At 61.6% G+C, this 25,533-nt stretch carries 28 protein-coding genes and 1 tRNA gene; 18 read left to right on the top strand and 11 right to left on the bottom strand.

The window, feature by feature from the left end:
* Positions 1 to 468: 468 nt before the first annotated feature.
* The 3 genes from ACSV9I_RS21780 to ACSV9I_RS21790 form a co-directional block, all read right to left on the bottom strand.
* The gene (locus tag ACSV9I_RS21780) at positions 469 to 1,047 is read right to left on the bottom strand and encodes a cob(I)yrinic acid a,c-diamide adenosyltransferase (protein ID WP_054159348.1); all 579 of its coding nucleotides are present in this window, start codon (positions 1,045 to 1,047) and stop codon (positions 469 to 471) included.
* 11 nt (positions 1,048 to 1,058) lie between these two features.
* Positions 1,059 to 1,256, bottom strand: coding sequence for a twin transmembrane helix small protein (locus ACSV9I_RS21785; protein ID WP_054159349.1), 198 nt, complete (start codon positions 1,254 to 1,256; stop codon positions 1,059 to 1,061).
* A gap of 72 nt (positions 1,257 to 1,328) precedes the next feature.
* On the bottom strand, positions 1,329 to 2,153 hold the full coding sequence (locus ACSV9I_RS21790) for an SDR family oxidoreductase (RefSeq protein ID WP_438330811.1): 825 nt from the start codon (positions 2,151 to 2,153) through the stop codon (positions 1,329 to 1,331).
* 90 nt (positions 2,154 to 2,243) lie between these two features.
* Here ACSV9I_RS21790 and ACSV9I_RS21795 point away from each other — a divergent pair, with 90 nt between their 5' ends.
* The gene (locus ACSV9I_RS21795; protein WP_438330813.1) at positions 2,244 to 3,137 is read left to right on the top strand and encodes a YihY/virulence factor BrkB family protein; all 894 of its coding nucleotides are present in this window, start codon (positions 2,244 to 2,246) and stop codon (positions 3,135 to 3,137) included.
* Here ACSV9I_RS21795 and gluQRS read toward each other — a convergent pair.
* A complete protein-coding gene (gene gluQRS / locus ACSV9I_RS21800) occupies positions 3,108 to 4,016 on the bottom strand; it encodes a tRNA glutamyl-Q(34) synthetase GluQRS (protein ID WP_438330814.1) in 909 nt (302 codons plus the stop codon). The two genes, ACSV9I_RS21795 and gluQRS, sit on opposite strands and share 30 nt — an antisense overlap.
* A gap of 34 nt (positions 4,017 to 4,050) precedes the next feature.
* Between gluQRS and ACSV9I_RS21805 the strand changes: the two genes are divergently transcribed.
* On the top strand, positions 4,051 to 4,692 hold the full coding sequence (locus ACSV9I_RS21805; protein WP_438330815.1) for a DNA-3-methyladenine glycosylase family protein: 642 nt from the start codon (positions 4,051 to 4,053) through the stop codon (positions 4,690 to 4,692).
* Positions 4,693 to 4,799: 107 nt separating this feature from the next.
* Positions 4,800 to 5,357, top strand: a complete 558-nt coding sequence (locus tag ACSV9I_RS21810) for an HNH endonuclease (RefSeq protein WP_054159353.1) — start codon at positions 4,800 to 4,802, stop codon at positions 5,355 to 5,357.
* A gap of 76 nt (positions 5,358 to 5,433) precedes the next feature.
* Here the strand turns inward: ACSV9I_RS21810 and ACSV9I_RS21815 are convergent, their stop codons facing one another.
* Positions 5,434 to 5,949, bottom strand: a complete 516-nt coding sequence (locus ACSV9I_RS21815) for a disulfide bond formation protein B (protein ID WP_438330816.1) — start codon at positions 5,947 to 5,949, stop codon at positions 5,434 to 5,436.
* A gap of 284 nt (positions 5,950 to 6,233) precedes the next feature.
* Here ACSV9I_RS21815 and ACSV9I_RS21820 point away from each other — a divergent pair.
* From ACSV9I_RS21820 to ACSV9I_RS21830, 3 genes are all read left to right on the top strand, one after another.
* Positions 6,234 to 6,318 (top strand) — tRNA-Leu (locus ACSV9I_RS21820).
* 23 nt (positions 6,319 to 6,341) lie between these two features.
* Entirely contained in the window at positions 6,342 to 6,782 is a 441-nt protein-coding gene (locus tag ACSV9I_RS21825) for a hypothetical protein (protein ID WP_054159355.1), read from the top strand.
* Between the two features lie 254 nt (positions 6,783 to 7,036).
* Entirely contained in the window at positions 7,037 to 8,671 is a 1,635-nt protein-coding gene (locus ACSV9I_RS21830) for an AMP-binding protein (protein WP_438330834.1), read from the top strand.
* Here the strand turns inward: ACSV9I_RS21830 and ACSV9I_RS21835 are convergent, their stop codons facing one another.
* From ACSV9I_RS21835 to secA, 3 genes are all read right to left on the bottom strand, one after another.
* Complete coding sequence (locus ACSV9I_RS21835; protein ID WP_054159356.1) at positions 8,672 to 9,943, bottom strand: GNAT family N-acetyltransferase; 1,272 nt, start codon at positions 9,941 to 9,943, stop codon at positions 8,672 to 8,674.
* A gap of 234 nt (positions 9,944 to 10,177) precedes the next feature.
* A complete protein-coding gene (locus ACSV9I_RS21840; RefSeq protein WP_438330817.1) occupies positions 10,178 to 11,389 on the bottom strand; it encodes an acyltransferase family protein in 1,212 nt (403 codons plus the stop codon).
* A 114-nt stretch (positions 11,390 to 11,503) separates the two neighbouring features.
* Complete coding sequence (secA, locus tag ACSV9I_RS21845) at positions 11,504 to 14,182, bottom strand: preprotein translocase subunit SecA (protein ID WP_438330835.1); 2,679 nt, start codon at positions 14,180 to 14,182, stop codon at positions 11,504 to 11,506.
* A 244-nt stretch (positions 14,183 to 14,426) separates the two neighbouring features.
* On the opposite strand from secA, the gene ACSV9I_RS21850 reads away from it, so the two are divergent.
* The 6 genes from ACSV9I_RS21850 (at position 14,427) to ACSV9I_RS21875 (ending at position 18,428) form a co-directional block, all read left to right on the top strand.
* On the top strand, positions 14,427 to 15,272 hold the full coding sequence (locus ACSV9I_RS21850; protein WP_438330818.1) for a peptidylprolyl isomerase: 846 nt from the start codon (positions 14,427 to 14,429) through the stop codon (positions 15,270 to 15,272).
* Between the two features lie 66 nt (positions 15,273 to 15,338).
* Entirely contained in the window at positions 15,339 to 16,580 is a 1,242-nt protein-coding gene (argJ, locus tag ACSV9I_RS21855) for a bifunctional glutamate N-acetyltransferase/amino-acid acetyltransferase ArgJ (RefSeq protein WP_438330819.1), read from the top strand.
* A gap of 7 nt (positions 16,581 to 16,587) precedes the next feature.
* On the top strand, positions 16,588 to 17,361 hold the full coding sequence (locus tag ACSV9I_RS21860; protein WP_245281485.1) for a GNAT family N-acetyltransferase: 774 nt from the start codon (positions 16,588 to 16,590) through the stop codon (positions 17,359 to 17,361).
* Entirely contained in the window at positions 17,358 to 17,786 is a 429-nt protein-coding gene (gene mutT / locus ACSV9I_RS21865) for an 8-oxo-dGTP diphosphatase MutT (protein ID WP_438330820.1), read from the top strand. The genes ACSV9I_RS21860 and mutT overlap by 4 nt, the downstream gene beginning before the upstream one ends.
* Positions 17,787 to 17,883: 97 nt before the next feature.
* Positions 17,884 to 18,204, top strand: coding sequence for a hypothetical protein (locus ACSV9I_RS21870; RefSeq protein ID WP_438330821.1), 321 nt, complete (start codon positions 17,884 to 17,886; stop codon positions 18,202 to 18,204).
* A 56-nt stretch (positions 18,205 to 18,260) separates the two neighbouring features.
* Positions 18,261 to 18,428 carry a Flp family type IVb pilin gene (locus ACSV9I_RS21875; protein WP_438330822.1) on the top strand — a complete coding sequence of 56 codons (168 nt, stop codon included), beginning with the start codon at positions 18,261 to 18,263 and terminating at the stop codon, positions 18,426 to 18,428.
* A gap of 2 nt (positions 18,429 to 18,430) precedes the next feature.
* On the opposite strand, the gene ACSV9I_RS21880 is transcribed toward ACSV9I_RS21875, so the two are convergent.
* Positions 18,431 to 19,306 carry a methyltransferase domain-containing protein gene (locus tag ACSV9I_RS21880; protein ID WP_438330823.1) on the bottom strand — a complete coding sequence of 292 codons (876 nt, stop codon included), beginning with the start codon at positions 19,304 to 19,306 and terminating at the stop codon, positions 18,431 to 18,433.
* Between the two features lie 119 nt (positions 19,307 to 19,425).
* Here ACSV9I_RS21880 and ACSV9I_RS21885 point away from each other — a divergent pair, with 119 nt between their 5' ends.
* The 4 genes from ACSV9I_RS21885 to ACSV9I_RS21900 are packed head-to-tail and all read left to right on the top strand — an operon-like array spanning position 19,426 to position 21,745.
* Positions 19,426 to 20,142, top strand: a complete 717-nt coding sequence (locus tag ACSV9I_RS21885) for a ComF family protein (RefSeq protein WP_245281487.1) — start codon at positions 19,426 to 19,428, stop codon at positions 20,140 to 20,142.
* Positions 20,143 to 20,191: 49 nt separating this feature from the next.
* Positions 20,192 to 20,449, top strand: coding sequence for a glutaredoxin 3 (gene grxC, locus ACSV9I_RS21890; RefSeq protein ID WP_054159366.1), 258 nt, complete (start codon positions 20,192 to 20,194; stop codon positions 20,447 to 20,449).
* Positions 20,450 to 20,462: 13 nt separating this feature from the next.
* Positions 20,463 to 21,320, top strand: coding sequence for a carbon-nitrogen hydrolase family protein (locus ACSV9I_RS21895; protein ID WP_438330824.1), 858 nt, complete (start codon positions 20,463 to 20,465; stop codon positions 21,318 to 21,320).
* Complete coding sequence (locus ACSV9I_RS21900) at positions 21,317 to 21,745, top strand: DUF1178 family protein (RefSeq protein ID WP_438330825.1); 429 nt, start codon at positions 21,317 to 21,319, stop codon at positions 21,743 to 21,745. Before ACSV9I_RS21895 ends, ACSV9I_RS21900 begins: the two co-directional genes overlap by 4 nt.
* An 18-nt stretch (positions 21,746 to 21,763) precedes the next feature.
* Here the strand turns inward: ACSV9I_RS21900 and ACSV9I_RS21905 are convergent, their stop codons facing one another.
* A complete protein-coding gene (locus tag ACSV9I_RS21905) occupies positions 21,764 to 22,315 on the bottom strand; it encodes a DUF924 family protein (RefSeq protein WP_438330826.1) in 552 nt (183 codons plus the stop codon).
* Positions 22,312 to 23,067 carry a bifunctional 2-polyprenyl-6-hydroxyphenol methylase/3-demethylubiquinol 3-O-methyltransferase UbiG gene (ubiG, locus tag ACSV9I_RS21910; protein WP_438330827.1) on the bottom strand — a complete coding sequence of 252 codons (756 nt, stop codon included), beginning with the start codon at positions 23,065 to 23,067 and terminating at the stop codon, positions 22,312 to 22,314. Before ubiG ends, ACSV9I_RS21905 begins: the two co-directional genes overlap by 4 nt.
* 171 nt (positions 23,068 to 23,238) lie before the next feature.
* Here ubiG and ACSV9I_RS21915 point away from each other — a divergent pair, with 171 nt between their 5' ends.
* Together ACSV9I_RS21915 and ACSV9I_RS21920 are read left to right on the top strand one after the other, a co-directional pair.
* Positions 23,239 to 23,955: an SH3 domain-containing protein gene (locus ACSV9I_RS21915; protein ID WP_438330828.1), complete on the top strand. Its 717-nt coding sequence runs from the start codon at positions 23,239 to 23,241 to the stop codon at positions 23,953 to 23,955.
* A 264-nt stretch (positions 23,956 to 24,219) separates the two neighbouring features.
* Entirely contained in the window at positions 24,220 to 25,494 is a 1,275-nt protein-coding gene (locus ACSV9I_RS21920) for an aspartate kinase (protein ID WP_054159372.1), read from the top strand.
* Positions 25,495 to 25,533 lie beyond the last annotated feature (39 nt).

Here is a 25,533-nt window from a genome sequence, read left to right on the forward strand (position 1 = left end):
ACCGTCGCCGCCTTGCCAGAGAGACGCATGCAAGCGGGAATAGACGCCGAACGGGGCGCCGGAAGGAGCCACATACTTATACTTAGACAGGCTGCTTCTGGCGCCTCGTCCGAGACAAGTTTCAAGCACACCCGGAGGACGATGAGTCCGACCGGCGGCGAAGCTTGGGGTTTTTGAAAGATAGGGTCCTGAGGGGTGAGAAAGCGGGCCGCAAGCGCGGAGCCCTTCTCCCCCTTGGTGGGGGAGAAAGCGATTTCGATGAATTAGGCGAGCGTAAGCCGCCTAAACATCAGAAATCGCCAGTGAGGGGGGGCCGTTCGTCGTGCCACCATCACCGATCCCCTCACCAACAAAATCTGAGGTTTAGCCCTCAATCGGGCTAAGCCCTCGATTTTGTAACCTCTCCCACAAGGGGGAGAGGGGCCACCGCATACCGCAGCACGCACCAAGGGAGACTAGACCCCATCCTCACCTGTTCTTCCCCGGCACCCACAGGACATCCGCCCGTCCACCATCATTGGCGAATCGCGCCGCAACAAACAGGAAGTCCGACAGGCGGTTGACATATTTCAGCGCCGGCTCGCCGACCTCTTCCCCGTCGAAGCGCGACAATTCCACCATGATGCGCTCGGCACGTCGCGACGTCGTGCGGGCGAGATGGAGATAGGCGGCGGCGGGGGTGCCACCCGGCAGGATGAAGGATTTCAGCGGGTCGAGGTTGGCGTTCAGCTGGTCGATTTCCGTTTCGATCCGGTCGACCTGAGCCTCGATGACGCGCAAGGGTTCGTAAGGCAGAACCTCGCCCGTCTCGGGGGCGGCAAGATCGGCGCCGAGATCGAAGAGATCGTTCTGGATGCGCATCAGCATGGCGTCGAGTTCGGGCAGATCTGCCGTGTGCAGCCGCGCGATGCCGATTGCCGAATTGGTTTCGTCGATCGTGCCATAGGCATCAACGCGCAGGTCGTGTTTCAGGCGGCGCGGGCCGGTGACGAGGGCTGTCGTGCCGTCGTCGCCGGTGCGGGTGTAGATCTTGTTGAGTTTGACCATGATCTCCCCCTTCAGCGCCCGCCACCGGTGACCCAGAGGGTCAGCATGATCAGCGCGATGGCGGCGGCCTGCAGAACGATGCGCGCCTGCATCAGCTTGTTGGAGGTGTTGCCGTTGCCGCCCTTCATCATGACGAAGAGGCCGCGCATCAGCACCAGGGCAACGAGGCCCATGACGATCAGGGTGAGGGTTGTGAGGAAAGCGGACATGAGTGGCTATGCCTTTGTTGGGTGCTGGGCCTCTGCTGCGCCTCGTCGAGGAAGCGCTCTTGGTCGTGCTTTTCAGTCCAGCGATCGCATCAGTCGGTAAAAGAGATCCGCCGGCATCAGGCGCTTTAGCAGCGCACCCTGCTTGGCCGGCTTGGTCACCACGTAATGTGGGCGAGAGCGCCTTGCGGTCAAGGCGTGGTCCAAGACTTTGTAGACCGCTTCCGGCCCGAGTTTGTGGCGATTTACGGGGCCTGTGCCATTCAGTCGCGCCAGCTGGCGGCGATAGTCTTCGGCGTGGACCGAATTCTCAAGATCGATCGCAGCCTGGATGTGGTGAAGGGCGTTTGCGGTGAAACGGCTATCGATCGGGCCGGGCTCGATCAGGCTTACCTGTACGCCCGAACCTTCGAGTTCCATCCGGAGCGTCAGCGACAGGCCTTCAAGGGCGTATTTCGAGGCCGTGTAGGCGCCGCGCCAGCGATAGGGAAGAAGGCCGAGAATGGAGGAGCATTGCACGATGCGGCCCGAGCCTTGCGCCCGCATGGCCGGGATCACCCGGCGCGTCAGATCATGCCAGCCGAAGAGATTGGTCTCGAACTGGGCCCGGAGCGCCTCCGTCGGCAGATCCTCCACGGCACCCGGCTGGCCATAGGCACCATTGTTGAACAGGGCATCGAGCCGGCCGCCGGTGCGCGTGAAGACGTCTCCGACAAGAGCCTCGATGCTTTCGGGATCGGTATAGTCCATGATCAGGACCTCGATCCCCTCCGCTTCGAGCGTCTTGCCGTCCTCCGGCTTGCGCACGGTTGCGAACACCCGCCAGCCGTCGCGCTTCAGCGCGCTTGCACAATAGGCGCCAATGCCCGAAGAACAGCCTGTGACGATGATGCTGCGCACGCTATTCCCCTGCCGTTCCTGTACAAATGCGGTCGGGTTTCCCATATTCGGCCGCATGTGACAATCGGGCGGGCCCAAGAAGGAGACTGGATGCCGACTTTCCTGCGGATGCTCTACAAGGTCGGTTTCGACGCGATCTGGCACTTTTCCGAGGATGACGGCTGGGCCATGGCCAGCCATGTTGCGCTGTCGGCCATCCTGGCGCTCTTTCCCTTTTTGATCTTCGGCACAGCGCTCGCCAGTTTTCTCGGCGCGGACCAGTTTGCCGAAACGGCCGTGCATCTGATCTTCGACACCTGGCCCGAGACGATTGCCACGCCGTTGTCCGAACAGGTGGTGCAGGTACTCACCATCCCGCGCGGCGGTCTGTTGACGATTTCGGTGCTGGCGGCGGCCTATTTTGCCTCGAACGGGGTGGAGGCACTGCGCATCTCGCTCAACCGCGCTTACCGCGTTTATGAAACGCGGCCCTGGTATCTCACCCGGCTGCTCAGCCTCGGCTTCGTGCTGGCCGCCGTGGTGATCCTGGCGGCCATTAGCGCGCTGCTTGTCGCCGTACCGGTGGCTCTCGCCTATGCGGAAAACCTCTTCCCTTTCCTCAAAGACTTTCTGGCGACGGTGGCCAATTGGCGGGTTTATGGGACGGTCGCCTTCCTGATCGTGGCGCTCGTCGTGTTCCATCTTGGCCTGCCGGCCGGACGCCGCCGGTTGATCGATGTGCTTCCCGGCGTGTTGCTGACGCTGGCGCTCTGGCTGATCGGCGCCTTGCTCTTCGCCTACTATCTCGGCACCTTCGCCAATTATGCCGCCACTTATGCCGGCCTTGCTTCGATCATGATCGTGCTGGTCTTCCTTTACATGGTCGGCGCGATCTTCATCATCGGGGCAGAGTTCAATGCAGCCCTGATGAAGTTCAAGGTGGTGCCGGTGAAGGGCCAGCCGGATGTGGGGATATCAAATCCCGACCAGGGTGCGGATATCTGAGGGCGTCATGCCTTTTTCCCTCAAGGCGCCAAGCGCGGTGTCGCCCTGGCTCTTCGAGAGCTTTCGGCCATCGGGGCCTAATATCAGCCGGTGGTGATGGTAAAGCGGCGCGGGCAGGCCGAGAAGCACCTGGAGCAGACGGTGCACGGCGGTCGCATGGAAGAGGTCGAGCCCCCGCACCACATGGGTGACGCCTTGAGCCGCGTCGTCAACGGTGACCGCCAGATGATAGCTTGCCGGCGCATCCGAGCGCCACAGCACGACATCGCCCCAGGCCGCCGGATCGGCGGTGATGTCTCCCCGCTCGCCATCACCGCTGTCCTGCCAGCAAAGTGGGCCGTCGAGGCAGGCGATTGCCTTTTCCATGTCGAGGCGAAAGGCGAAGCGCTCGGCCGTAGCGAGGCGCGCCTCGCGTTCGCCGGCGTCGAGATGCCGCTCTTCGGTCGGATATAGCGGTGCGCCGTCGGGATCACGCGGCCAGGGGCCTGCCTCGCGCTCGTAAGCCGAAACCCGCGCCTTGACCTCGCCGCGGGTGAGAAAGGCCGGGTAAGCCAGGCCGCGCTCGATCAGGCGGTCGAGGGCCGCGCGGTAGAGGGCAAAATGCTCCGACTGGCGGCGAACCGGCTGCTCGTAAGCGAGGCCCAGCCAGTCGAGATCGGCAAGGATTGCCTGCTCAAATTCCGGCGTACACCGGGTGAGGTCGATATCCTCCAGTCTGAGCAGCAGGCGGCCGCTGCAGGATTTCGCCATATCGGCATTGAGAAGTGCTGACAGCGCATGGCCGAGATGCAGCCGCCCGTTCGGGCTTGGGGCAAACCGGAAGACGGGTGGGCCATTGGCGATTTGACGGATGCGCTCGCTCATGGTTTTCCTTCGCATGTGGGGACGAGAAGGAAAAGGGGTGGATGGCGTGATGATGATCCGCAACGAGGCGGACCTTTCGGTGGGATTGGACATGCTGCTTCAGCGGGATCCGCGGCTCTGTCCGATCGCCGATGCCTGCGGCCCCTTGCCGCTGCGCCTCTCGGCCCCCGGCTTTGCCGGGCTTGCCTCGATCATCGTCTCACAGATGGTGTCTCGGGCGAGTGCAGATGCCATTTGGCGGCGGATGACGGCTGTTCTCGGGCATCGGCCGACGGCGGAGGATTACCTTGCGCTTCCGGTGGAGGTGGTATCGACCTTCGGCCTGTCGCGGGGCAAGGCCCAGGCGCTCGATGCGGCCGCCAAGGCCGATCTCGGCGGCCCGTTCCGGCTCGATGAACTGACGGAGATGCCCGGTCCCCAGGCGATCTCGGCCCTGACGGGCCTCAAGGGCGTCGGCCCCTGGACAGCGGAAGTCTACCTGATGTTCTGCGGTGGCCATCCCGACATCTTTCCTGTTGGCGATGTGGCGCTGAGGATCGCCGTCGGCGATGTCTTCTTCGGCGGGGAGCGGCCCTTGCCGGATGCGGTTGCGGCCTGTGCCAAAGCCTGGAGCCCGGTGCGTTCGGTCGCAGCCAGGCTGTTTTGGGCCCATTATGCGCGGCGCACGGGACGTGTTGCCCTGCCGCGCTGAGCGACCTTCCGCCGCGCCTCGGATCGCGCCGAAGATTCAGGCTTCACAATGCTGTAACAAGAGACCTAATATAGAGATGCAGATGCAGAATCGATCAGGAGTTCGCCTTGACGATTGCAGTTTCTCCCCAGGCCCTTCCGGCACTCGTCCTGAATGCCGACTACAGGCCACTGAGTTATTACCCCTTGTCGCTGTGGTCCTGGCAGGACGCGATCAAGGCGGTCTTCCTCGACCGTGTCAACATCATCGCTGAATATGATCACTCGGTCTGCTCACCGAGCTTCTCGATGAAGCTGCCGAGCGTGGTCAGTCTCAAGACCTATATCCAGCCGACCCGTAACCCGGCCTTCACCCGTTTCAACGTCTTCCTGCGCGACCGGTTCGAGTGCCAGTATTGCGGCTCGGATGACGACCTGACCTTCGATCACGTCATTCCGCGCGCCCATGGCGGCGAAACGACCTGGGAAAACGTCGTGGCGGCCTGCTCGCCCTGTAACCTGCGCAAGGGTTCCAAGCTGCCGAAACAGGCGGGCATGCATCCGCATCAATCGCCCTATCGGCCGACGGTGCAGGACCTGCACAATAATGGCCGGCTGTTCCCGCCGAACTATCTGCATGAAAGCTGGATGGACTATCTCTATTGGGATACCGAGCTTCAGCCGTAAAGGGCTGACCGGCAGGGCTTGGCCAGGGCTCTCTCTTGAGGGGCCGGCGATTTGATCGCCGGCTCGCCCCTCCTCTTTACGCGCTCCATTTGCGGAAAGTGCCCCAGAGCGCGAGGGAGGCGAGGGCTGCGCTGGTCAGCACATTCCAGCCGGCAAACGAGAGGCCGAGCACTCGAAGCGTCGCTTCGGTGCAGGACGGCGCCTTGGTGGCATTCAGCGCATCCAGCACATTGACCGGCGTATCGCCACCGGTGGCACCGATGGTGCAGCTGGCAGGACCCTCCCAGAACTTCCATTCGACGCCGGAATGGTAGATGCCCATGCCCATGCCGACCAGCATGAGGATAGCGATGGCAAGGAACAGCAGTTTCGTGACCATCGGCGGCAGGCGCAGGATCGACGAGAGCATGGCAGCGATGCCGACACCGACGCCGATGTAATAGGGATTGCGCTGCATCAGGCACAGTGCGCAGGGAATGTAACCGCCGATATGCTCAAAGCCGAGTGCCGAGCCGACGACCAGCGCCATGCCGAAGGTCAGAAGGCCGGCAAGCATCCTGTCGGACTTGAAGGGGGTGAGGATGGCGTTCATCGCGGTAGCTCTCGGATTTGGAGGTCGACGATCTGGATATCCCCGACAGTCGCACCACCAAAAGGGTGAAAACAAGGCTGCCCAGCCCATGCCGCCAGATCCGCCGCATGTGCTTGCGCGTTTTAGGCAAGCCATCCTGTGCTGTAAATGGGGCGCTTGCGCCCCGGCAGCCGCCCGAGCTGGAACATTCACGTGAATGGGTGTCTGCGCATATCAGGCGAAAAAGGCGTTGACCGCTCCACCCTGCTTCGTATAGTCCGGCGCAGTCCATCCGACGCTCGTGTGCCCCATTGGCGGAACTGGTAGACGCGCTCGACTCAAAATCGAGTTCCGAAAGGAGTGCTGGTTCGATTCCGGCATGGGGCACCACCATCTCACAGAAGGCAGAAGCGATGACCACGTCCGGCAAGATCCGCATTCCTCAGCCCGTCAAGCGGGTCACTGTTGATGCCGGGATCCTGCCAAAGGCGGGATCGTCGGCAAAGCCGGTTTCGGGTGAGGCCAAGGTCAATATCGTGGCGCCCGTCGCACCGAAGATTGCAGCCGCCCGCCAGCAGATGCGCAAGCAGTCTGCCAAGGTTGCCATCGCCAAGATCGACGAGGCCATCGAGGCTGGAACGGTGTCGGCCGCGGATGCGAAGAAGCTGGTTCTGGCGCTGGCCGTCCGGCGTGTCGGCTCGCAGGATGCAGCCGAGAAATGGTATCGCAGCCATCACATCGAAGCTTTCGGCGGTCGCACCGCTGCCCAGATGGTTCGCGGTGGCGAATTGAAGGCGCTGATCGAGCATATGAAGGCCGAGGCTGCCGCTGCGGTGACTGCCGCCAAGGCTTGAACCGGTCAAGCGTTGAGACGGCCGGCTGCCTGCAATCGGTCGGGGCAGACCGAGCATGCCGTGCCTCTGAACATCACAAGACGATTTACCCGTTTGATGCTGCTCCGGCCCTCCATCGGCTCGTTTTCGGTCGTGCATCCGGCCCCGAACGCGGCCTGCTTCTGCCTGCGGATTGTGCATGTGCGAATTGAATGCTAGCACTTGCGGCATGATCTTTCGGACCTATGCCCCTTCCGGCAACCCAGTTGGCGACCATGTTTCTGGCGCAGCGCGATAGTTTCGACGCGCTCCGCCGCGACTTCCGCTGGGATATTCCTGACGACTTCAACATCGGTCGCGTTGTGGCGGATGATTGGGCCGCACGGGCGCCTGACCGCATCTGCCTGGAGCATTTCTCGGCGGATGGCCAGCATCTTTCCATGACCTATGGTGCGCTTGCCGCCCGGTCTTCGGCGCTGGCCCATGGCCTGGTGGAAGCCGGCGTCGGGCCGGGTGATCGCGTCGCTCTTTTGCTGCCGCAGTGTTTCGAGACGGTGGTCGCGCATGTGGCCATCTACAAGATCGGCGCAATCGCGCTGCCGCTGGCGCTGCTCTTCGGTGAGGAAGCGCTCGAATATCGGCTCAACGATGCGGGCGCCAAGCTCGTTATCACCAACGGTTTCGGCCTGTCGCGGCTCAAGCCCATTCGAGAAAAGCTTGCCACGCTCCGGACGATCGTTTCCATCGATGGCACGGAGCCTGGTGTGACTGGCTGGGCAGAACTTGCCGAAGGGCGGCCGAGCCACTTTGATATTGCGCTGAGCGGGCCTGATACGCCGGCGCTGATGATCTACACCTCGGGCACAACCGGCGCTCCCAAAGGAGCCCTGCATGGCCACCGCGTGCTCGCCGGCCATATTCCGGGGTTTCAGCTGGCCCATGACTTCCTGCCGCAAGACGGTGACAAGGTCTGGACGCCGGCTGACTGGGCCTGGGCGGGCGGCCTTCTCAATGCATTGTTGCCGGCGCTGATGCTGGGCGTGCCGGTGGTCTCCTCGCCGGCGCAGAAATTCGATCCGCATATGGCCTTCCGCATCATGGCCGAGATGAAGGTGAAAAACGCCTTTATCCCACCGACCGCGCTTCGGCTTCTCAAGGCCGTCGAGCGCCCGCGGGCACAGTATGATCTTGCCCTGCGCAGCATCGGCTCGGCCGGGGAATCGCTGGGGCGCGAAACCTATGAATGGGTCAGGGATGCTCTGGGCATCGTGCCCAATGAATTCTACGGGCAGACCGAGTGCAATTTCGTGCTGTCCTCGGCTGCATCGGTCGGCGTGACGAAGGCGGGCGTCATCGGCAAGCCGGTGCCGGGCCATGAGGTCGCGATCATCGATGCGGCGGGGCAGGTGTTGCCACCCGGAAAGACGGGGCAGGTGGCGATCCGTCGGCCCGATCCAGTGATGTTCCTCGGCTATTGGAACAACGAGGCGGCGACAACGCAAAAATTCGTCGGCGACTGGATGACGACGGGTGATCTCGGCGTTTCAGATCCAGACGGCTATGTGCAGTTCTTCGGTCGGGACGACGATGTGATTACCTCGTCCGGCTACCGGATCGGGCCGGCCGAGATCGAGGATTGCCTGGTCGGCCACAAGGCCGTGCGGCTGGCAGCGGTGATTGGCAAACCCGATCCGCTGCGGACCGAAATCGTCAAGGCTTTCGTCGTGCTTCAGGAGGGGGTGTCCCCCAGCGAGGCGCTGGCTGGCGAAATCCGTGACTGGGTCAAGAGCCGGCTATCGATGCATGAATATCCACGTGAGGTGGAATTCGTGACTGAGCTTCCGCTGACGACAAGCGGCAAGGTGATCCGTCGCCTGCTGCGCGACCGCGAGATCGACAGGGCGGGCTGATCAGCCGCCGAAGCGGCGGTTCAGGACCTTGTCGCGCAGAAGGCGGGCGATGTTGCGGGTGTTGCGATACATGTGCAGCTGGGCGCCGACCTGCCGCACATCGCGGTCGGCATTGGGGCGAAGTCCGATGACGAGCGTGCCCATGGGTTCCCGTTCTTTCCAGAAACGGCTCATGATCGGATGATCCGAGACGGCGCAACTGTCGGTGCGCTCGATGTTGGGATCGTCGAGATGCCATTCCGTCAGTTCGGCGACAAGCAGCTTGCCCGGTGAAAAACGGGCATAGGCCTCGTCATAGGCCGTTTTCCAGGTATAGGCCTCACCGGCCATGATGAAGACAACCATCGAGGCAATGGCCCGGCCGTTGAGGTCGAGCGTGTGGATACGCACGGCATCCGCTTCCGCCAGATTGGTGATCGCCTCGCGGGCAAAGGCGGCGCGCAGGCGGTCATTGACCATGGCGGAGCGCTTGCGCCCCTTCCAGCCGCTTGCCTCCAGCGCCAGGAATTCTTCCATGCGCAGGCGGATTTCTTCCGGCTGGCGGGCGACATTGTAGGTGACGGTCCCAAGCTCGGAGAGCTGGCGGCCTTGCCTGCGCATTTCCCGCAGGTGGTTCTTGGCCACAGTTTCCGACAGATAGACTTGCGCGTCATCAAGGCTGTCCAGCATCGGGCGCTCGTAAGGATTTGTCACGGTCAGCGGCAGGTCGCGGGAGATTGCGACGGCACGGGCGAGCTGGGCGAAGCGTCCTTCGAGCCTCAGGTCCGGAATGGCAAGTACGCCGGGCAGGCGGGCCTCCGGGCGGGAGAGCGCTTCCAGCAGGTTGTCGATGGTTTCGGCTGCCCCTTCCGCATCAACGAGCGGGGTGCCGAGTGGGCCGAAGGGATTGGCCCAGACACGAATGATCGAGGGGCCGACCGAGAAACCGGGTTTCTCCACCGAATAGGGGAAGAGGAGCCGCAGGCGCGAGCGATTGCGATCCTCGTCACGAATGACCGCGAAACGCACCTGACGTTCCTCCAGCCGCGGCATGGCCGGGGCGAGAAAGCGCGGAGCGAAGAAGACATTCGCCTCCATCACCCGGTAGGTCAGGTATTCCAGCTCGTCCTGCAGCTCATAGCCCATCTGGCTGGGATAGAGGCTGAGATTACGGCCTGGACGGCCCACGGTGATTTCGGTTTCGGCAGCAGGCCGGATCTGGCCACCGGTGAGGCTACCGATGAGGCGGTTGGCGCCGCTGTTCATGCTCTCGTCGTACACGCGGTCGCTCATCGGCAGATGGCCTCCATCTTGCCGGCCGCGATCATCAGGGCTGCGCCGAGGCTGTGTCTGTGACGTGCAGGTGGCCCGGGAACGCGCAGGGAACCGGTCGCGGCAAGGCGACGCAGACTGGCCGGGGCCAGGCCGGAAGGCACACCAAATTCCGCTGTTTCCTGAATGGTCATCGTGACAAACGCAATACTCTTCACCGGGAACGGACCAGCGTCCAGTGTTGACAGAACAGGGTTAACGAAGTGTGCCCTGTGAGCGATCTTCAGTCGTGAAGATCGGCTTTTCACCACTTGCCACCTTGGGCCTGGCGCCGTTGAACAGGAAGAGTGCGAGGGAGCTTTTCCGGATCAGGCGATGCAAGCCAAAGGAGAGAAGAAGGCTTGCCGCGGCGATGAGGAGAAATTCGATGATCGGCGGCCAGGCAACCAGCAGGAAGGCGGTCGCCAGTCCGTAGATCGCCGGATGGTGAAAGAGGTAGATGCTGAAGGAGGCATCGACGACCGCATCGACGCGGGCGTCTCCTGATCTGCACAGGCGCAGGGCGAGCCCGATCAGCAGGAAGCTCATCAGAACGGCTGCGGTGGCATCCGCTGCCGCATGCACAGGTTCAAGACCCTGGTGGCCGCGCAGGGCAGCGGCGATCACCGCCGACAGAAGAGCTGCGGCAGGCAATGCCCAACCCGCACGCCAGACCAAGGCTCCGGCGACGCTTGGGACGATGCGGAACAGAACGCCGAGCAGGAAGAAGGGCAGGTAGCGCAGATAGGGGTCGACCCCGTGGGCCAGGAGATAGGGAAGGGGCCCGTCAAGCGTCGACAGGAAGAGATGGGACAGGTCAATGAACAGGGCCCAGATAACCGATAGGAAGACAACCAACGGAAGCAGCCCGCTGCCGAGCCGGTGAACCCAGGCTTCGAGCCATGGCCTCAACCCAAGCGACGAGGCGGTGCGGGGCATCATCGTCCAGAGGGCTGCGAGGAGGGCGCTATAGGCGAGCAGCGCCGGTAGAAACCAGAGATGCATGATCCAGTGCATGCCTGGATGGGTGACGTCGAAGGCCGTCCTTGCCGCCACTCCGTCCATGCTGGTAATGCCGCGCAAGGCGTCGGCCACATCCACCAGGGCAATCTGCAGGGGGGAAAGCAACGCAAGTCCGGTGAGGAAAGGTATGCCAAGACGGATGACGCGGCCGCGCAGCCATGTCTGGGGCGGGCGACGGGACAGTGTGAGGGCGGCGAAATAGCCGGCAACGATGAAGAAGGCGGGCATGCGGAACGTGACGAGGAAGCCGCTGAGCAGCGTCAGCGCCTCGCTTCCGACCGTGGATTGCACATCCCAGGCCGTCCGCATGTCGTAGACCATGGCTGCATGATAGGGGATGCCGAGGAGCATCAGGAAAGCCCGCAAGCCGTCCCAGTGGTGTTCCCGTCCCGTGGCCGTTGCCATGCCGTCCTCGCCAAAGAGTAAGGGAACCGGCACGCAATGCACCGGTTCCCCTCATTCAAGTCAGCAATGTTGCAGGCAAAGGTTTAGAAAGCCTCAAGCCGGGAAGACCGGATTTCAGGCTTCCAGCGTGCCGTGGCAGTGCTTGTATTTCTTGCCGGAACCGCAGGGGCAAGGCTCGTTGCGGCCGACCGTGCCCCAGGTTGAGGGGTCGTTCGGGTCGCGGTTGATATCTGCCACCTCGTCCTCGCCGGTCGTTGCATCGACGTGATGCAACTGCATCTGCGGCAGTTCCGGGGCCGGCTGGGGTTCGCGAACCAGCTCGACACGCGCCATCTGGGTGGTCACGGTGTCGCGCAGATTGGCGAGCAGAGCCTGGAAGAGTTCGAAGGCTTCCGCCTTGTATTCCTGCAGCGGGTCGCGCTGGGCATAGCCGCGGAAACCGACGACCGAACGCAGATGGTCGAGATTAACGATGTGCTCGCGCCACAGATTGTCGATGGTCTGCAGCAGGACCGAGCGCTCGACATAGGCCATGAGTTCGGGGCCGAAGCGCTCTGCCTTGTCGGTATAGGCCTTGTCGGCGGCTTCGATCAGGCGGTTGTAGATGTCGTCTTCGGCGATACCTTCTTCGGCTGCCCAGGCTTCGACGGGCAGGTCGAGGTTCAGGGTCATCGCGACCTTCTGCTTCAGGCCGGCGACATCCCACTGTTCAGCATAGGCATTCGGCGGAATATGGATGGCAACCATGGTCTCGATGACTTCGTGGCGCATGTCGCCAATCGTCGTCGAGACGTCCGTGGCATCCATCAGCTCGATGCGCTGTTCGAAGATCACCTTGCGCTGGTCGTTGATGACGTCGTCATACTTCAGAAGGTTCTTGCGGATGTCGAAGTTGCGGGCTTCGACCTTCTTCTGGGCGCGTTCGAGAGCCTTGTTGATCCACGGATGGACGATGGCCTCGCCATCCTTCAGACCGAGCTTCTGCAGCATGCCGTCCATACGGTCGGAGCCGAAGATGCGCATCAGGTCGTCCTGGAGCGACAGGTAGAATTTCGAGCGGCCCGGGTCGCCCTGACGGCCGGAGCGGCCGCGCAGCTGGTTGTCGATGCGTCGGCTTTCGTGGCGCTCGGTGGCGATGACATAGAGGCCGCCAGCTTCGAGCGCCTTCTGCTTCAGGGCTGCGATTTCGGCCTTGATGGCTTCAGCCTTGGCGTCGCGCTCGGGACCTGGCTCCATCTCGGCCAGTTCGTGCTCGAGGCGCATTTCGAGGTTGCCGCCGAGCTGGATGTCGGTGCCGCGGCCGGCCATGTTGGTGGCGATCGTGACGGCGCCGGGAACCCCGGCCTGGGATACGATATAGGCTTCCTGCTCATGGTAGCGGGCGTTCAGGACCTTGAAGTCCTTGAAGCCGGACTGGCTGAGCATGTTTGCCAGAAGCTCGGATTTTTCGATCGAGGTCGTGCCGACGAGAACCGGCTGGTTGCGTTCGCTGGCGACCTTGATCTCTTCGATGATCGCCTTGAACTTTTCCTCGACGGTCCGGTAGACCTCGTCGTCCTCGTCGATACGCTGGATCGGCAGGTTGGTCGGCACTTCGACGACTTCGAGGCCGTAGATGTTGCCGAACTCTTCCGCTTCGGTCGCCGCCGTACCGGTCATGCCGGCGAGCTTCTTGTACATGCGGAAGTAGTTCTGGAAGGTGATCGAGGCCAGCGTCTGGTTTTCCGGCTGGATCTGGACCTTTTCCTTGGCTTCCAGCGCCTGGTGCTGGCCCTCCGAGTAACGGCGGCCCGGCATCATGCGGCCGGTGAATTCATCGATGATGACGATCTCGTCGTTGCGGACGATGTAGTCCTTGTCGCGGGTGAAGAGCTTGTGGGCCTTCAGCGCATTGTTGATGTGATGCACGATCGCGACGTTTTCGACGTCGTAGAGGCTCTCACCCTTGAGAAGACCGGCCTGGCGCAGCAGGTTTTCGAGCTTTTCCGTGCCGACTTCGGAGAAGTTGGCCGAGCGCTGCTTCTCGTCGATTTCATAGTCTTCTTCCGACAGAAGCGGGATGAAGGCGTCGATGGTGTTGTAGAGATCCGAACGGTCATCGAGCGGACCGGAGATGATCAGCGGCGTGCGGGCTTCGTCGACGAGGATCGAGTCCACTTCGTCGACGATCGCGAAGTTATGGCCGCGCTGCGTCATCTGGCCGCGCTCATACTTCATGTTGTCGCGCAGATAGTCGAAGCCCAGTTCGTTGTTGGTCGCGTAGGTGATGTCGCAGGCATAAGCCGCACGGCGCTCGTCATCCGACAGACCATGCACGATGATGCCGGTGGTGAGCCCGAGGAAGCTGTAGAGCTTGCTCATCGTCATGGCGTCGCGGCGGGCGAGGTAGTCGTTGACTGTCACGACATGCACGCCCTTGCCGCTGAGCGCGTTCAGGTAGACGGCCAGGGTCGCGACCAGCGTTTTGCCTTCGCCCGTCTTCATTTCGGCAATGGCGTTGTCGTTGAGGATCATCGCGCCGATCAGCTGCACGTCGAAGGGACGCATGCCAAGCGCGCGGCGTGCGCCTTCGCGAGCAACGGCAAAAGCCGGGATCAGGATGTCATCCAGCGACTTGCCACCGGCGACTTCGGCCTTGAACTGTTCGGTCTTTGCCGCAAGTTCGGCATCGGACAGCGCCTTCATCTGCTCTTCGAGCGCGCCGATGGCGGCGACGCGAGACTGATAGGAACGCACGCGACGCTCGTTTGACGAGCCAAAAATTTTGCGCGCAAGTCCACCAAGACTGACCATAAGATGGTCCTTTCTGACCTTCGTCATATCGTTGACGTACCGTGACGACCACAATAAACGCGGATCGCTCGGTACAATTCGCCCCTAAACTTCTCTGGACGCGAGGTTGCGTGACAGATAAGAGGGGGGTCGAATGATGTCAACGGCGCAGGCAGGTGCCAAAGCCCCGCAGTTGCCGGGCATCGGACAATTTTTTGCCCGATTCGAGCGGTCTTGAAACGGTTCACCATCCGAAAGGTCTTTCATGCTTCGCCTTAACAAGTTTCTCGTTGCCGCCAGTGTCTCCGTACTGGCTCTCTGCGCTCCTGCCTTTGCAGAGGATGCCGTGGTCGCCAAGGTTGGCGACGTGGAGATCACTCAATCCGAACTCGATCTTGCCGTGACAAACCTTGATCCGCAGCTCTCCCAGCTGCCGGACGAGCAGAAGAAAGTCGCCGCACTCTCCGGCGCCATCGACGTGAAGCTGCTGGCGGCGACCGCCACCGCTGCCGGCCTCAAGGACGATGCCGAATACAAGCGTCGCATGGACTTCATCGCCGAGCGCGAACTGCACAACATCTATTTCAAGAAGAACGTCGTCGATGCTGTGACGGATGACGAGGTCAAGGCCCGCTACGAGAAGGAAATTGCAGCCCTTCCGAAGCAGGAAGAGGTTCGCGCACGTCACATCCTCGTCAAGACCGAGGAAGAAGCCAAGGCGATCATCGCTGATCTCGATGCCGGCAAGGACTTCATCGAACTCGCCAAGGAAAAGTCGACCGACCCGAACAAGACGGAAGGCGGAGACCTCGGCTATTTCTCCAAGGGCCGCATGGTTCCGGAATTCGAAGAAGCCGCTTTTGCGCTTGAAAAGGGTGCCTACTCCAAGACCCCGGTGAAGACGCAGTTCGGCTTCCACGTCATCAAGATGGAAGACAAGCGCGATGCGCCGCCGCCGTCCTATGACGATGTTGCCCAGCAGGTTCGCCAGCTGGTCATGCGCGACAAGTATCTCGAGCTCATCACCAAGGCGAAGGCCGAGCAGACCGTCGAGATCGTCGACGAAGCTCTGCGCAAGGGCTATGAAGAGGCCAACAAGCAGGAGCAGTAAGCTCCGCCACCCGATGTTTCTATCCAAAGGCCCGCAGTTTGCGGGCCTTCCATTAGGGCCTTTCCGATGACCTCCACCATTTCTCCGCTCGCTCCGAAATCCTATGCCGAGATGCCTGTGATCCGCGGTGTGCGGATGGCGACTGCCGCTGCCGGCATCAAGTACAAGAACCGCACCGACGTGCTGCTGATGGCCTTTGACCAGCCGGCGGCTGTCGCAGGCGTCTTCACAAAGTCGAAGTGCCCCTCTGCGCCGGTCGATTTCTGCCGGCAGAATCTCGGGCATGGCGTGGCGCGCGGCGTGGTGGTCAATTCCGGCAATGCCAATGCGTTTACCGGCGTCAAGGGTAAGGCGGCCACCGAGCTTACGGCAAAATCTGCGGCCGCTGCCCTCGGATGCGGCGTCGATGAAATCTACCTTGCCTCGACCGGCGTGATCGGCGAGCCGCTGGATGCCTCGAAGTTTTCCGGCGTGCTTGACCAGATGGCTGCGGATGCGACCGGCGACTTCTGGCTTGAGGCCGCCAAGGCCATCATGACCACAGATACCTATCCGAAGGTCGCAACGCGCACGGCGACGATCGACGGTGTGAGCGTCCGTATCAACGGGATTGCCAAGGGTGCAGGCATGATTGCCCCCGACATGGCGACCATGCTGTCCTTCGTGGTGACTGATGCCGATATCTCCTCCGCTGCACTGCAGGGGATGCTTTCGGCCGGTGTCGAACCGAGCTTCAATGCGATCACGGTCGACAGCGACACCTCGACATCCGACACGCTTATGCTGTTTGCGACCGGTGCTGCATCGGCAGACGGCCAGGCCAGGATCGAGACGGCAGACGATGCGCGGCTGACGGAATTCCGCGCCGCCCTCAACGATCTGCTGAAGGATCTGGCGCTGCAGGTGGTGCGGGACGGCGAAGGCGCGCGCAAGATGGTGGAGATCACCGTCAAGGGTGCCGAAAACGACGCTGCCGCAAAGAAGATCGCGATGTCGATCGCCAATTCGCCGTTGGTGAAGACGGCCGTGGCCGGTGAAGACGCCAATTGGGGTCGTATCGTCATGGCGGTCGGCAAGTCCGGCGAGATGGCGGATCGTGATCGCCTGGCGATCTGGTTCGGCGATGTGCGAGTCGCCGTCAACGGGGAGCGGGATCCGGCCTATTCCGAAGACGCGGCGACTGCTGTGATGGAGCGCGAGGACATTCCGGTGATTGTCGATATCGGGCTTGGCTCAGGATCTGCCACCGTCTGGACTTGCGACCTGACCAAGGAATATGTCGCGATTAACGGCGACTACCGGAGCTGATACCGGCATGCATGCAATAAGCGATCCCAATCTGCCGCTGGTGCGGCGCCTGGAAGCCGTGGGTTTCCGCGCCTGGCCGGCCAGCAGCGTGGTTTATGACGGTAGCTGGCAGATCCGTTTGACCGGAAGCCATGCGTCGAAGCGGATCAACTGTGTTGTCGCACTCGACCCGTCCGACAGCCGCGATATCGCCCTTCGCATCGAGAAGGCCGGGCGGCGCTTTGCCTCGCATGGACGTCCGCTTCTGGTCCGGGAAACGCCGCTGACGCCCAAGCCGCTGATCGACTTCATGATTGCGGATGGCTGGGAGCGTTTCGAGGAGGTGGTCACGATGACCGTTGACCTCACACACCTCGATCTGCCCGATACCCTCGACCATTTGCCGACCCAGGATGTCGGGCGTTATGTCGATGCGGACATTGCAGTCCATGCAGGCGATGCGGCGGGAAAGCCGGCATTGGCCGAGATCATCACGAGCATTCAGCCGCCGACGGGGCTCTTTGTCATAGAGGATGCCGAGGACGGCGCGCAGGCCGTGGCGCTCTGTGTGCAGGACAATGATCTGGCGGGCATCATGTCGCTCGCGGTGCGCGCCGATCGTCGTCGCCGGGGGCTCGGCATCGAAGTGCTGACCTCTGCACTCAGATGGGCCCGCATGCGCGGCGCGCGGAGCGCCTGGCTGCAGGTGGTGTCGGACAATCGCGAGGCGCTTGCCCTTTACGCCAGGATGGGCTTCACCGAGGCCTATCGCTATGCCTATTGGCGGAAGGTAGGCGCATGAACGAGACTGAAATCCGGGGCCAGAAGAAGCCCATCTTGCTGGTCGCAGCCTGTGCCCTGGTCGATGCGGACAACCGTATCCTTCTTGCCCAGCGGCCGCCGGGCAAGTCGCTTGCCGGCCTCTGGGAGTTTCCCGGCGGCAAGGTGGAGCCTGGCGAGACGCCGGAGGAGACGCTGGTCCGGGAGCTCGAAGAAGAGATCGGCATCAAGACCAAGGTCGCCTGCCTCGCGCCGCTGACCTTTGCCAGCCATACCTACGAGACTTTCCACCTGTTGATGCCGCTTTACATTTGCCGCCGGTACGAAGGCATCGCACAGGGGCTCGAAGGGCAGGCTTTGAAGTGGGTGAGCGCTAAAGCGCTACGCGATTATCCGATGCCGCCGGCCGACGAGCCGTTGATCCCTTTCTTGCAGGATCTTCTTTAAGGAAGCTCGCATTTAACGGCGCTCATTAATCAAACGTTTATACCCCTCGGGCCAGAATGGGCCTGTTCATGCGTGTTGAACGTGTGCGGGGTATATTATGGTAAACGAGGAATTTCAGAAGGCTGCACAGCCACGGGAACGGTCTCTTCCGAGAGTCGGCCGTGTCGGCGTGCTGAACATTGCCCTGTTGTTTGCAACAGCGGCGATCGCCTTTTCGCTCGTTCTCACCCCCATGCTCTCCGAACGGATCGACCGCAAGACGCTCGCCTTTCAACCTGAAGACATCGACATGATCTCGACGGGCTCCATTCCGAAGGACGACAACGGCAAACGCTATACCGTGCGCCGCAGCATTCTTCAGGAAACCCCAGGGTCTGTCTGCATCGTCAATGGCTATGGATCCGGCCAGTCCTGCTAATTTTCAACCGGTTGTGGTGCGCCCAGACCACACGTCCGTTATCGCCAGGAGCTAAAATGCGTCTCTTTTCCCAGTTTCTGTCGGACCTGAAGGGCGCCACTGCCATCGAGTATGGTCTGATCGCAGCGATCATGAGCGTGGCGCTGATCAGTGGCTACGGAGCCTTTACCAATTCACTGACCGGGACTTTCAACACCATTGAAACCAACCTGGAAAGCAACTGATTTCAATCAGTCCGCTTCTGATCCAATGCGTCGGCAAGGCGCATCTTGGCTGATCCCGGCTTGAGTGGTTTCTGCTGGCTTTCGTGCGGTGCCCAGCCCGAGACGAAGATGATCGAGAACGTGGCCCGGATGCGGCCATCGGGATCGGCGTAGCGTTCGGCGTAGAGTTCAGCCGCACGCAAAAAGAAGCTGCGCGATACAGGCCGCCTGCTGCGGCCGATCAGCGGATTTGCCATGCCCATGGCCTTCAAATCCCGCATCAACGCAAAGATATGATCGTAGCGGACGGTGTAGCTCTCCTCGTCGATGACGGGCAGGGCAAAGCCCGCGCGCTGCAGCAGGGATCCAACATCTCGGATATCGGGGAAGGGGATCACGCGGGGGCTGGCGCCACCGTAGAGTTCCGTTTCTGCGGCCAGCAGCACATCACGTAATTCCGCCAGGGTGCCGGCACCCGGGATGGCTGCCAAAAGCAGGCCATCCGGTTTCAAGGCACGACGCATGCGGATCAGCATGCCTGGCGTGTCGTTGGTGAGATGAAGCGACAGCGGCGACAGGATGAGGTTGGTGCTTTCCGGCTCAAGCGGCACCGTTTCGAAACCGCTCGTTTGAACGGGCGTACCGGCCATCGCGAAAGCCTCGTCGGTTTCCACGCGCCGCATCCGATCGATCTTGCCCGTTTCGAGGGCGGCGCCGGCTGCGAGCCCGGTTGCGCCAAAGAGTTCCACTCCATCCTCGAAGCGGCGTTCGACCAGCGCCAGACGTTCTCCAAGCTCGCGTGCCGCCACGCCAAGCAGGAAATCGCTGCCCTCCGCAAAACGGGTGATCGCCCGGTGACGGTTGTGGGCAATGAGGGTTTCGTCGAAGATTTCGTTCATGATTGGCCTTCCGGAAACAGGCATTGGCAAAGGCGCGGGGCTGCGCTTAAAGTCAAGGCATGCTCGGTCAGATAGTGCAGAAATCGGCTTCCGTCAGCAGGGTCCGCGCCGCGACACTGATGCGCGGGCTGTTTTCCTTCATTCATCCGCCGACCTGCGCCGGATGTCAGGTCCTGACGTTACGCCATCATGCTCTTTGCCCGGACTGCTGGAGTGGCTTTCGCCAGATCGAACGACCCTATTGCGAGATCCTCGGTTCACCCTTTGCCTATGATGAGGGGGAGGGGGCAGTGTCACCGGAGGCAATCGCCGATCCGCCTGTTTTTGATAGGCTCCGATCCGTCGCACTCTATGAAGGGATGGCCCGACAGCTGGTGCACGACCTCAAGTATCGCGACCGTGTAGATCTCGCCCCGATGATGGCTTCCTGGATGTTGCGAGCGGCGGCCCCCGAAGTGGCCGGTGCAGACGGCGTGGTCGCGGTGCCCTTGCACCGCATGCGGATGTTTCGGCGGATGTTCAACCAGTCGGCCGAGCTGGCAAGGCATCTGGCTCGACAGTCGGGCAAGCCTTTTCTTGCGGAGGTATTGGTGCGCCGCAGGCGGACGGAGCAACAGGTGGGGCTGACGGCGAAGCAGCGCGCACTCAACGTTCGCGGCGCATTCGAGGTGCCGAAGGCGCATGCCGATCTCGTCTTCGGACGGCGTCTCGTGCTGATCGATGACGTCTATACGACGGGGGCAACCGTCAGCGCTGCGACTTCTGTGCTGAAGCGGGCAGGTGCCGCAGAGGTCACTGTTTTGACCTTTGCAAGGGCTCTTTCCGGTCCTATATGATTGAATTGAAACAACACAAGTGTCCTGCCGATGAGCAGTGGAGTTCCTGATGGCGCAAGTGACGATCTATACCCGACAAGGCTGTGGCTATTGTGCCCGTGCCAAGTCGCTTCTGCAGGAAAAAGGCGTTTCCTATACCGAGCATGACGCGACCGGAAATGCAGCGCTGCGTGAAGAGATGATCGAAAAGGCGCATGGCGGATCGACCTTCCCCCAGATCTTCATTGACGGCATCCATGTGGGCGGCTGTGACGACCTTCATGCCCTCGACCGCGCCGGTAAACTCGACCCCATGCTCGCACGATAAGGAATTCGGACCGATGACATTCAAGGCTGCTGCCGTTCAGATGTGTTCCGGCGTCGATCCTCAGCGAAATGCCGAGAGCATGGCGCGTCTTGTGAAGGATGCAGCCGCGCGCGGCGCGATCTATGTGCAGACTCCGGAGATGACCGGGGCCGTGCAGAAGGATCGCCCGGGCCTGATGGAGGTCTTGCGCGACGAGGAAAATGACCTGATCGTCGAAGCGGCTTCCGATCTGGCGCGCGAACTAGGCATTCACCTGCATGTCGGGTCTACCGCGATCAAGCTCCCCGACGGGAAGATCGCCAACCGCGCTTTCCTGTTCGGACCTGATGGCGCTAAAATCGCCTCCTATGACAAGATCCACATGTTCGATGTCGATCTCGACAATGGCGAGAGCTGGCGGGAAAGCTCTGTGTATCGTCCGGGTGAGCGGGCCCTGGTCGCTGATCTGCCGTTTGCCAAGATCGGTTTCGGCGTCTGTTACGATGTGCGCTTCCCGCACCTGTTTCGGGCAGAAGCCATGGCCGGTGCCGAGATCCTGACGACGCCCGCCGCCTTCACCAAGCAGACCGGCGAGGCGCATTGGGAAATCCTGCTTCGCGCCCGCGCGATCGAAAACGGGGCATTCGTGATTTCTGCTGCCCAGGCCGGTTTGCATGAAGATGGCCGCGAGACCTTTGGTCATTCGATGATCGTCGGACCCTGGGGCAAGATTCTTGCTGCGGCCGGCGGCACGGGCGAGGCTGTGGTGATGGCCGAGATCGACACCGAAGCGGTGAAGGCCTGCCGCGCCAAGATCCCGAACCTGAAGAATGGACGTGATTTCCAGCTCGATATCGCGCCTGTTCTGGCGAAGGGAGGCGTCACGGTTTGATCCGTTACAGCCTGTGCTGCGATAAGGCCCATGAATTTGATGGCTGGTTCTCGGAAAGTGCGGAGTTCGATCGGCAGAAGGCCTCAGGCTTTCTGACCTGCCCGATCTGCGGTTCCGAAGATGTGTCGAAGGTGCTGATGGCGCCTTCGGTCTCGACGGCGCGTGCCCGGGAAGCGACCCAGGCGCTTGCCGTGTCTGCCGCCCAGAAGCAGGCCATGATCAAGTTGAAAGAGGCGATCCGGGAGATTCGCGCAAGCAGCGAGGATGTCGGCACCCGTTTCCCGGAAGAAGCCCGCAAGATCCATTATGGCGAGGCCGAGGCGCGTGGTATCATCGGCGAAGCATCCGCCGTTGAGGTCAAGTCGCTGATCGACGAAGGCATCGAGATTGCGCCCATTCCGGTCTTGCCGGATGACGTGAATTGACGGCTGTGCCTGTCGACTTCAGCCCTTGAAGCCGCCTTCATCGAGAAAGGCCTGCTCGTCAGTGGTCGTTTCCCGCCCGAGGGCTGTGTTGCGGTGGGGGAAGCGCCCGAAGCGGGCGATGATGTCGCGGTGGACGATCGCATAGTCGAGATAGTCCTGATCGCCAGCCCGTTCATGCAGGGCTTTGAAGAGTTCGACGCTGCGCTCCTGGTTTGCCAAATCCTCGGAGTGTTCAAAGGGCAGGTAGAAAAAGGCTGCAAGTTCGGGCTCGACGGCGCGGTCGTGGCCGCGTGCGATGGCTTCCCTTGCCAAAGATAGCGCCAGCGGATCGGTTGCGAAGGCATGGCCGGAGCCGCGGAAGAGATTGCGCGGAAACTGGTCGAGCAGGATCATCAGGGCGAGCGCGCCTTCCGGTGTCTCGATCCAGTCCGGGAATTCGTTGCGGGCGGCGCTGAAATGAAGGTCGCGGAAGTGATCGTGGATCGCCTGATCGAAAGCGTCGTCCTTGGTGAACCACTTCTGTCGTCCGGCTTCACGCCAGAAGGTGACGACGGCTTCCGCACCCGTCATGACGCGACAGCCGGGCGACTGGCCAGCGCCATGTAGTTGACCTCGATGTCGCTCGACAGGTTCCACTGGTTTTGCAGAGGATTGAAGAAAACGCCTTTCAGCTCGTTGACCTGCATGCCGTTCTTGGCAAGCGGTCCCTCGATCTCTTCCGGACGGACGAGCTTCTCATACTGGTGGGTGCCCCGCGGCAGCCAGCGCAGGACGTATTCCGCACCGAAGATCGCCAGTGCCGCCGCCTTCATCGTGCGATTGATCGTCGAGACCAGCATCAGGCCACCGGGGCGCACCATGGAGGCGCAGGTCGACAGGAAGAAGTCTACGTCGGCAACATGCTCGACCACTTCCATATTGAGGATCACGTCGAAGGTTTCGCCGGCTTCGGCGAGCGCCTCTGCCGTAACCGCCCGGTAGTCGACCTCGACGCCGCTCTGGGCCGAATGGGTCATGGCGATTTTGATGTTCTTTTCCGAGGCGTCTGCGCCGAGCACGTTTGCACCCATGCGGGCGACCGGTTCGGACAGGAGACCGCCGCCGCATCCGATGTCGAGAATGCGCAGCCCTTCGAGCGGGCGATGGCTCAAGGGATCGCGGCCGAAATGTGCCGAAACCTTGTCGCGAATATAAGCCAAGCGGACCGGATTGATCTTGTGCAGCGGCTTGAACTTGCCGGTCGGGTCCCACCATTCCGCCGCCATGGCCGAGAAACGGTCGACTTCTGCCTGATCAATGGTGGTGCGTGCCTCTGCGCTCATGCTTTTCACTCCTGCACTGCCTTGGCCTTCAAGTCGTCTCAATGGGCTGCGAAGTCAAGGGTATGGGAGGTCGCAGTGCGCCTTTCGCCGGTCAACGGAACCTGAGATCGATGCTTGACGTTTAGAGCGCGAGATCACGGCTTACCGTCGTCCACTATCAGGAGACAGAGAATGCATAAATTCTGGTTCATGGCCGCGGCTGCGGTATCGAGCGTCGCCCTGCCGGCGATCGCCGAGGCTGCACCGGCTTTTTCAACCGCCAATGTTAACATGCGGTCGGGCCCGAGCACCCGCTATCCGGCCGTTTTCGTCGTTCCAGCCGGCAGTCGCGTCGATATTCGCGGATGTCTGTCGAGTGCCAACTGGTGTGACGTGTCCGTAGCTGGTTATCGCGGCTGGATTTCCGGCTCTTATCTCCAGACGAGCTATTCACAACGCCGCGTCTATGTTGAGCCGGAATACTATCGCCCACTCGGCATCCCGACTGTGACGTTCAGTGTCGGACGTTATTGGGATGATCATTATCGCGGGCGGTCGTTCTATCGTGAGCGCGATCGCTGGAGCAATGGTCCGGACTGGCGCGACGATAACGATCGGCGCGATCGTGACCGTGACCGAGATCGCGACTGGCGCAGCGACAACGACCGCCGCGACCGTGATCGTGATCGTGATCGGGACTGGCGCGGTGACAATGACCGACGCCAGCCGGACCGCGACTGGCGCGATGGTGACCGGCGGGACGAAGGCCGGCGCGATGACCGCCGCCGCGAGGAGGAGCGTCGCCCCCGGCCGGAGCGCGCGCAAAGCGGTAACGACCGCGACAATAGTCCGCTGCGTCGCATGATCGAACAAAAGCGCTGCAAGGAAGATCCGAACGCCTGCCGCTGAGCGACAGTGGGGATGATCGCGAAATGGAGAGGGGCGCATTTTTGCGCCCCTTTTTCACATCAGCGAGCCCGCGATCGTCTTGCGCAAAAGTCAGCAATTATTTGTCTGCGAAAAAGCGTTGCCTAGCGTACCGTTTGGGCGTGATGTGGCCGTTGCGCAGAGGGAACATATGGACTAAAAGCCCCGCAACCTGTGGCTTTCAGCGCAGGCCGGTGTTTTCTCCGCCGGGGTCCGGCGTTTCTCAAGGCATACGGTTTAAAGTCTATGGCTCGCATCGTCATGAAGTTCGGCGGTACATCCGTCGCAAATCTCGAACGCATCCACAATGTCGCGCGCCACGTCAAACGTGAGGTCGATGCAGGCCACGAAGTGGCTGTTGTGGTGTCTGCCATGTCGGGCAAGACCAATGAGCTGGTAGATTGGGTTCAGAACATGCCCAAAGTTGCCGGTGCCGCATCGCCATTCTATGACGCCCGCGAATATGATGCCATTGTTGCATCCGGTGAGCAGGTGACCTCAGGACTGCTCGCCATCGCGCTGCAGTCGCTGGGCGTCAATGCCCGCTCCTGGCAGGGCTGGCAGATCCCGATCAAGACCGACAACGCCCATGGCGCGGCCCGTATCCAGGACATCGACGGCACCGAGATCATCCGCCGCATGGGCGAGGGCCAGGTGGCTGTCGTCGCCGGGTTCCAGGGTATCGGTCCTGACAACCGTATCGCGACGCTCGGCCGTGGTGGCTCGGATACCTCGGCCGTTGCGATTGCTGCCGGCGTGAAGGCGGACCGCTGCGATATCTATACCGATGTGGATGGCGTCTACACGACCGACCCGCGCATCGAGCCGAAGGCGCGTCGCCTGAAGAAGATTGCGTTTGAAGAAATGCTCGAAATGGCCTCGCTCGGCGCCAAGGTGCTGCAGGTGCGGTCGGTCGAGCTTGCCATGGTGCACAAGGTTCGCACCTTCGTGCGCTCCAGCTTTGAAGATCCCGATGCGCCGGGCATGGGCGATCTGATGAACCCGCCCGGCACGTTGATTTGCGATGAGGAAGAGATCGTGGAACAGGAAGTAGTCACCGGTATCGCCTATGCCAAGGATGAAGCGCAGATCTCGTTGCGTCGTCTGTCCGACCGTCCGGGTGTTTCGGCCGCCATCTTCGGGCCCCTGGCCGAAGCGCATATCAATGTCGACATGATCGTCCAGAACATCTCCGAGGACGGCTCGAAGACCGACATGACCTTCACCGTGCCTTCGGGCGACGTTGACAAGGCGCTTGCTGTTCTCAACGACAACAAGGACAAGATTGGCTTCGACGTTCTCCAGAGCGAAAAGGGTCTGGTCAAGGTTTCGGTCATCGGTATCGGCATGCGCAGCCATGCTGGCGTCGCTGCAACCGCCTTCCGGGCGCTGGCTGAAAAGGGCATCAACATCAAGGCGATCACCACCTCGGAGATCAAGATCTCCATCCTGATCGACGGTCCCTATGCTGAGCTTGCGGTTCGGACTTTGCATTCCTGCTACGGTCTGGATAAGAATTGATTCCTGAGAGCGGACACGCGTGACCGAACCCCTGAAAAG

This window comes from Rhizobium sp. G187 (genome assembly GCF_051549525.1).
GTDB lineage: Bacteria > Pseudomonadota > Alphaproteobacteria > Rhizobiales > Rhizobiaceae > Allorhizobium.

Coding starts and splice junctions, on each gene's coding strand:
- ACSV9I_RS21780 (WP_054159348.1), bottom strand. CDS start 1,047: ATGGTCAAACTCAACAAGATCTACACCCGCACCGGCGACGACGGCACG.
- ACSV9I_RS21785 (WP_054159349.1), bottom strand. CDS start 1,256: ATGTCCGCTTTCCTCACAACCCTCACCCTGATCGTCATGGGCCTCGTT.
- ACSV9I_RS21795 (WP_438330813.1), top strand. CDS start 2,244: ATGCCGACTTTCCTGCGGATGCTCTACAAGGTCGGTTTCGACGCGATC.
- gluQRS (WP_438330814.1), bottom strand. CDS start 4,016: ATGCGAAGGAAAACCATGAGCGAGCGCATCCGTCAAATCGCCAATGGC.
- ACSV9I_RS21805 (WP_438330815.1), top strand. CDS start 4,051: ATGATGATCCGCAACGAGGCGGACCTTTCGGTGGGATTGGACATGCTG.
- ACSV9I_RS21815 (WP_438330816.1), bottom strand. CDS start 5,949: ATGAACGCCATCCTCACCCCCTTCAAGTCCGACAGGATGCTTGCCGGC.
- ACSV9I_RS21825 (WP_054159355.1), top strand. CDS start 6,342: ATGACCACGTCCGGCAAGATCCGCATTCCTCAGCCCGTCAAGCGGGTC.
- ACSV9I_RS21830 (WP_438330834.1), top strand. CDS start 7,037: ATGTTTCTGGCGCAGCGCGATAGTTTCGACGCGCTCCGCCGCGACTTC.
- ACSV9I_RS21835 (WP_054159356.1), bottom strand. CDS start 9,943: ATGAGCGACCGCGTGTACGACGAGAGCATGAACAGCGGCGCCAACCGC.
- ACSV9I_RS21840 (WP_438330817.1), bottom strand. CDS start 11,389: ATGGCAACGGCCACGGGACGGGAACACCACTGGGACGGCTTGCGGGCT.
- secA (WP_438330835.1), bottom strand. CDS start 14,182: ATGGTCAGTCTTGGTGGACTTGCGCGCAAAATTTTTGGCTCGTCAAAC.
- ACSV9I_RS21850 (WP_438330818.1), top strand. CDS start 14,427: ATGCTTCGCCTTAACAAGTTTCTCGTTGCCGCCAGTGTCTCCGTACTG.
- argJ (WP_438330819.1), top strand. CDS start 15,339: ATGACCTCCACCATTTCTCCGCTCGCTCCGAAATCCTATGCCGAGATG.
- ACSV9I_RS21860 (WP_245281485.1), top strand. CDS start 16,588: ATGCATGCAATAAGCGATCCCAATCTGCCGCTGGTGCGGCGCCTGGAA.
- mutT (WP_438330820.1), top strand. CDS start 17,358: ATGAACGAGACTGAAATCCGGGGCCAGAAGAAGCCCATCTTGCTGGTC.
- ACSV9I_RS21870 (WP_438330821.1), top strand. CDS start 17,884: ATGGTAAACGAGGAATTTCAGAAGGCTGCACAGCCACGGGAACGGTCT.
- ACSV9I_RS21875 (WP_438330822.1), top strand. CDS start 18,261: ATGCGTCTCTTTTCCCAGTTTCTGTCGGACCTGAAGGGCGCCACTGCC.
- ACSV9I_RS21880 (WP_438330823.1), bottom strand. CDS start 19,306: ATGAACGAAATCTTCGACGAAACCCTCATTGCCCACAACCGTCACCGG.
- ACSV9I_RS21885 (WP_245281487.1), top strand. CDS start 19,426: ATGCGCGGGCTGTTTTCCTTCATTCATCCGCCGACCTGCGCCGGATGT.
- grxC (WP_054159366.1), top strand. CDS start 20,192: ATGGCGCAAGTGACGATCTATACCCGACAAGGCTGTGGCTATTGTGCC.
- ACSV9I_RS21895 (WP_438330824.1), top strand. CDS start 20,463: ATGACATTCAAGGCTGCTGCCGTTCAGATGTGTTCCGGCGTCGATCCT.
- ACSV9I_RS21905 (WP_438330826.1), bottom strand. CDS start 22,315: ATGACGGGTGCGGAAGCCGTCGTCACCTTCTGGCGTGAAGCCGGACGA.
- ubiG (WP_438330827.1), bottom strand. CDS start 23,067: ATGAGCGCAGAGGCACGCACCACCATTGATCAGGCAGAAGTCGACCGT.
- ACSV9I_RS21915 (WP_438330828.1), top strand. CDS start 23,239: ATGCATAAATTCTGGTTCATGGCCGCGGCTGCGGTATCGAGCGTCGCC.
- ACSV9I_RS21920 (WP_054159372.1), top strand. CDS start 24,220: ATGGCTCGCATCGTCATGAAGTTCGGCGGTACATCCGTCGCAAATCTC.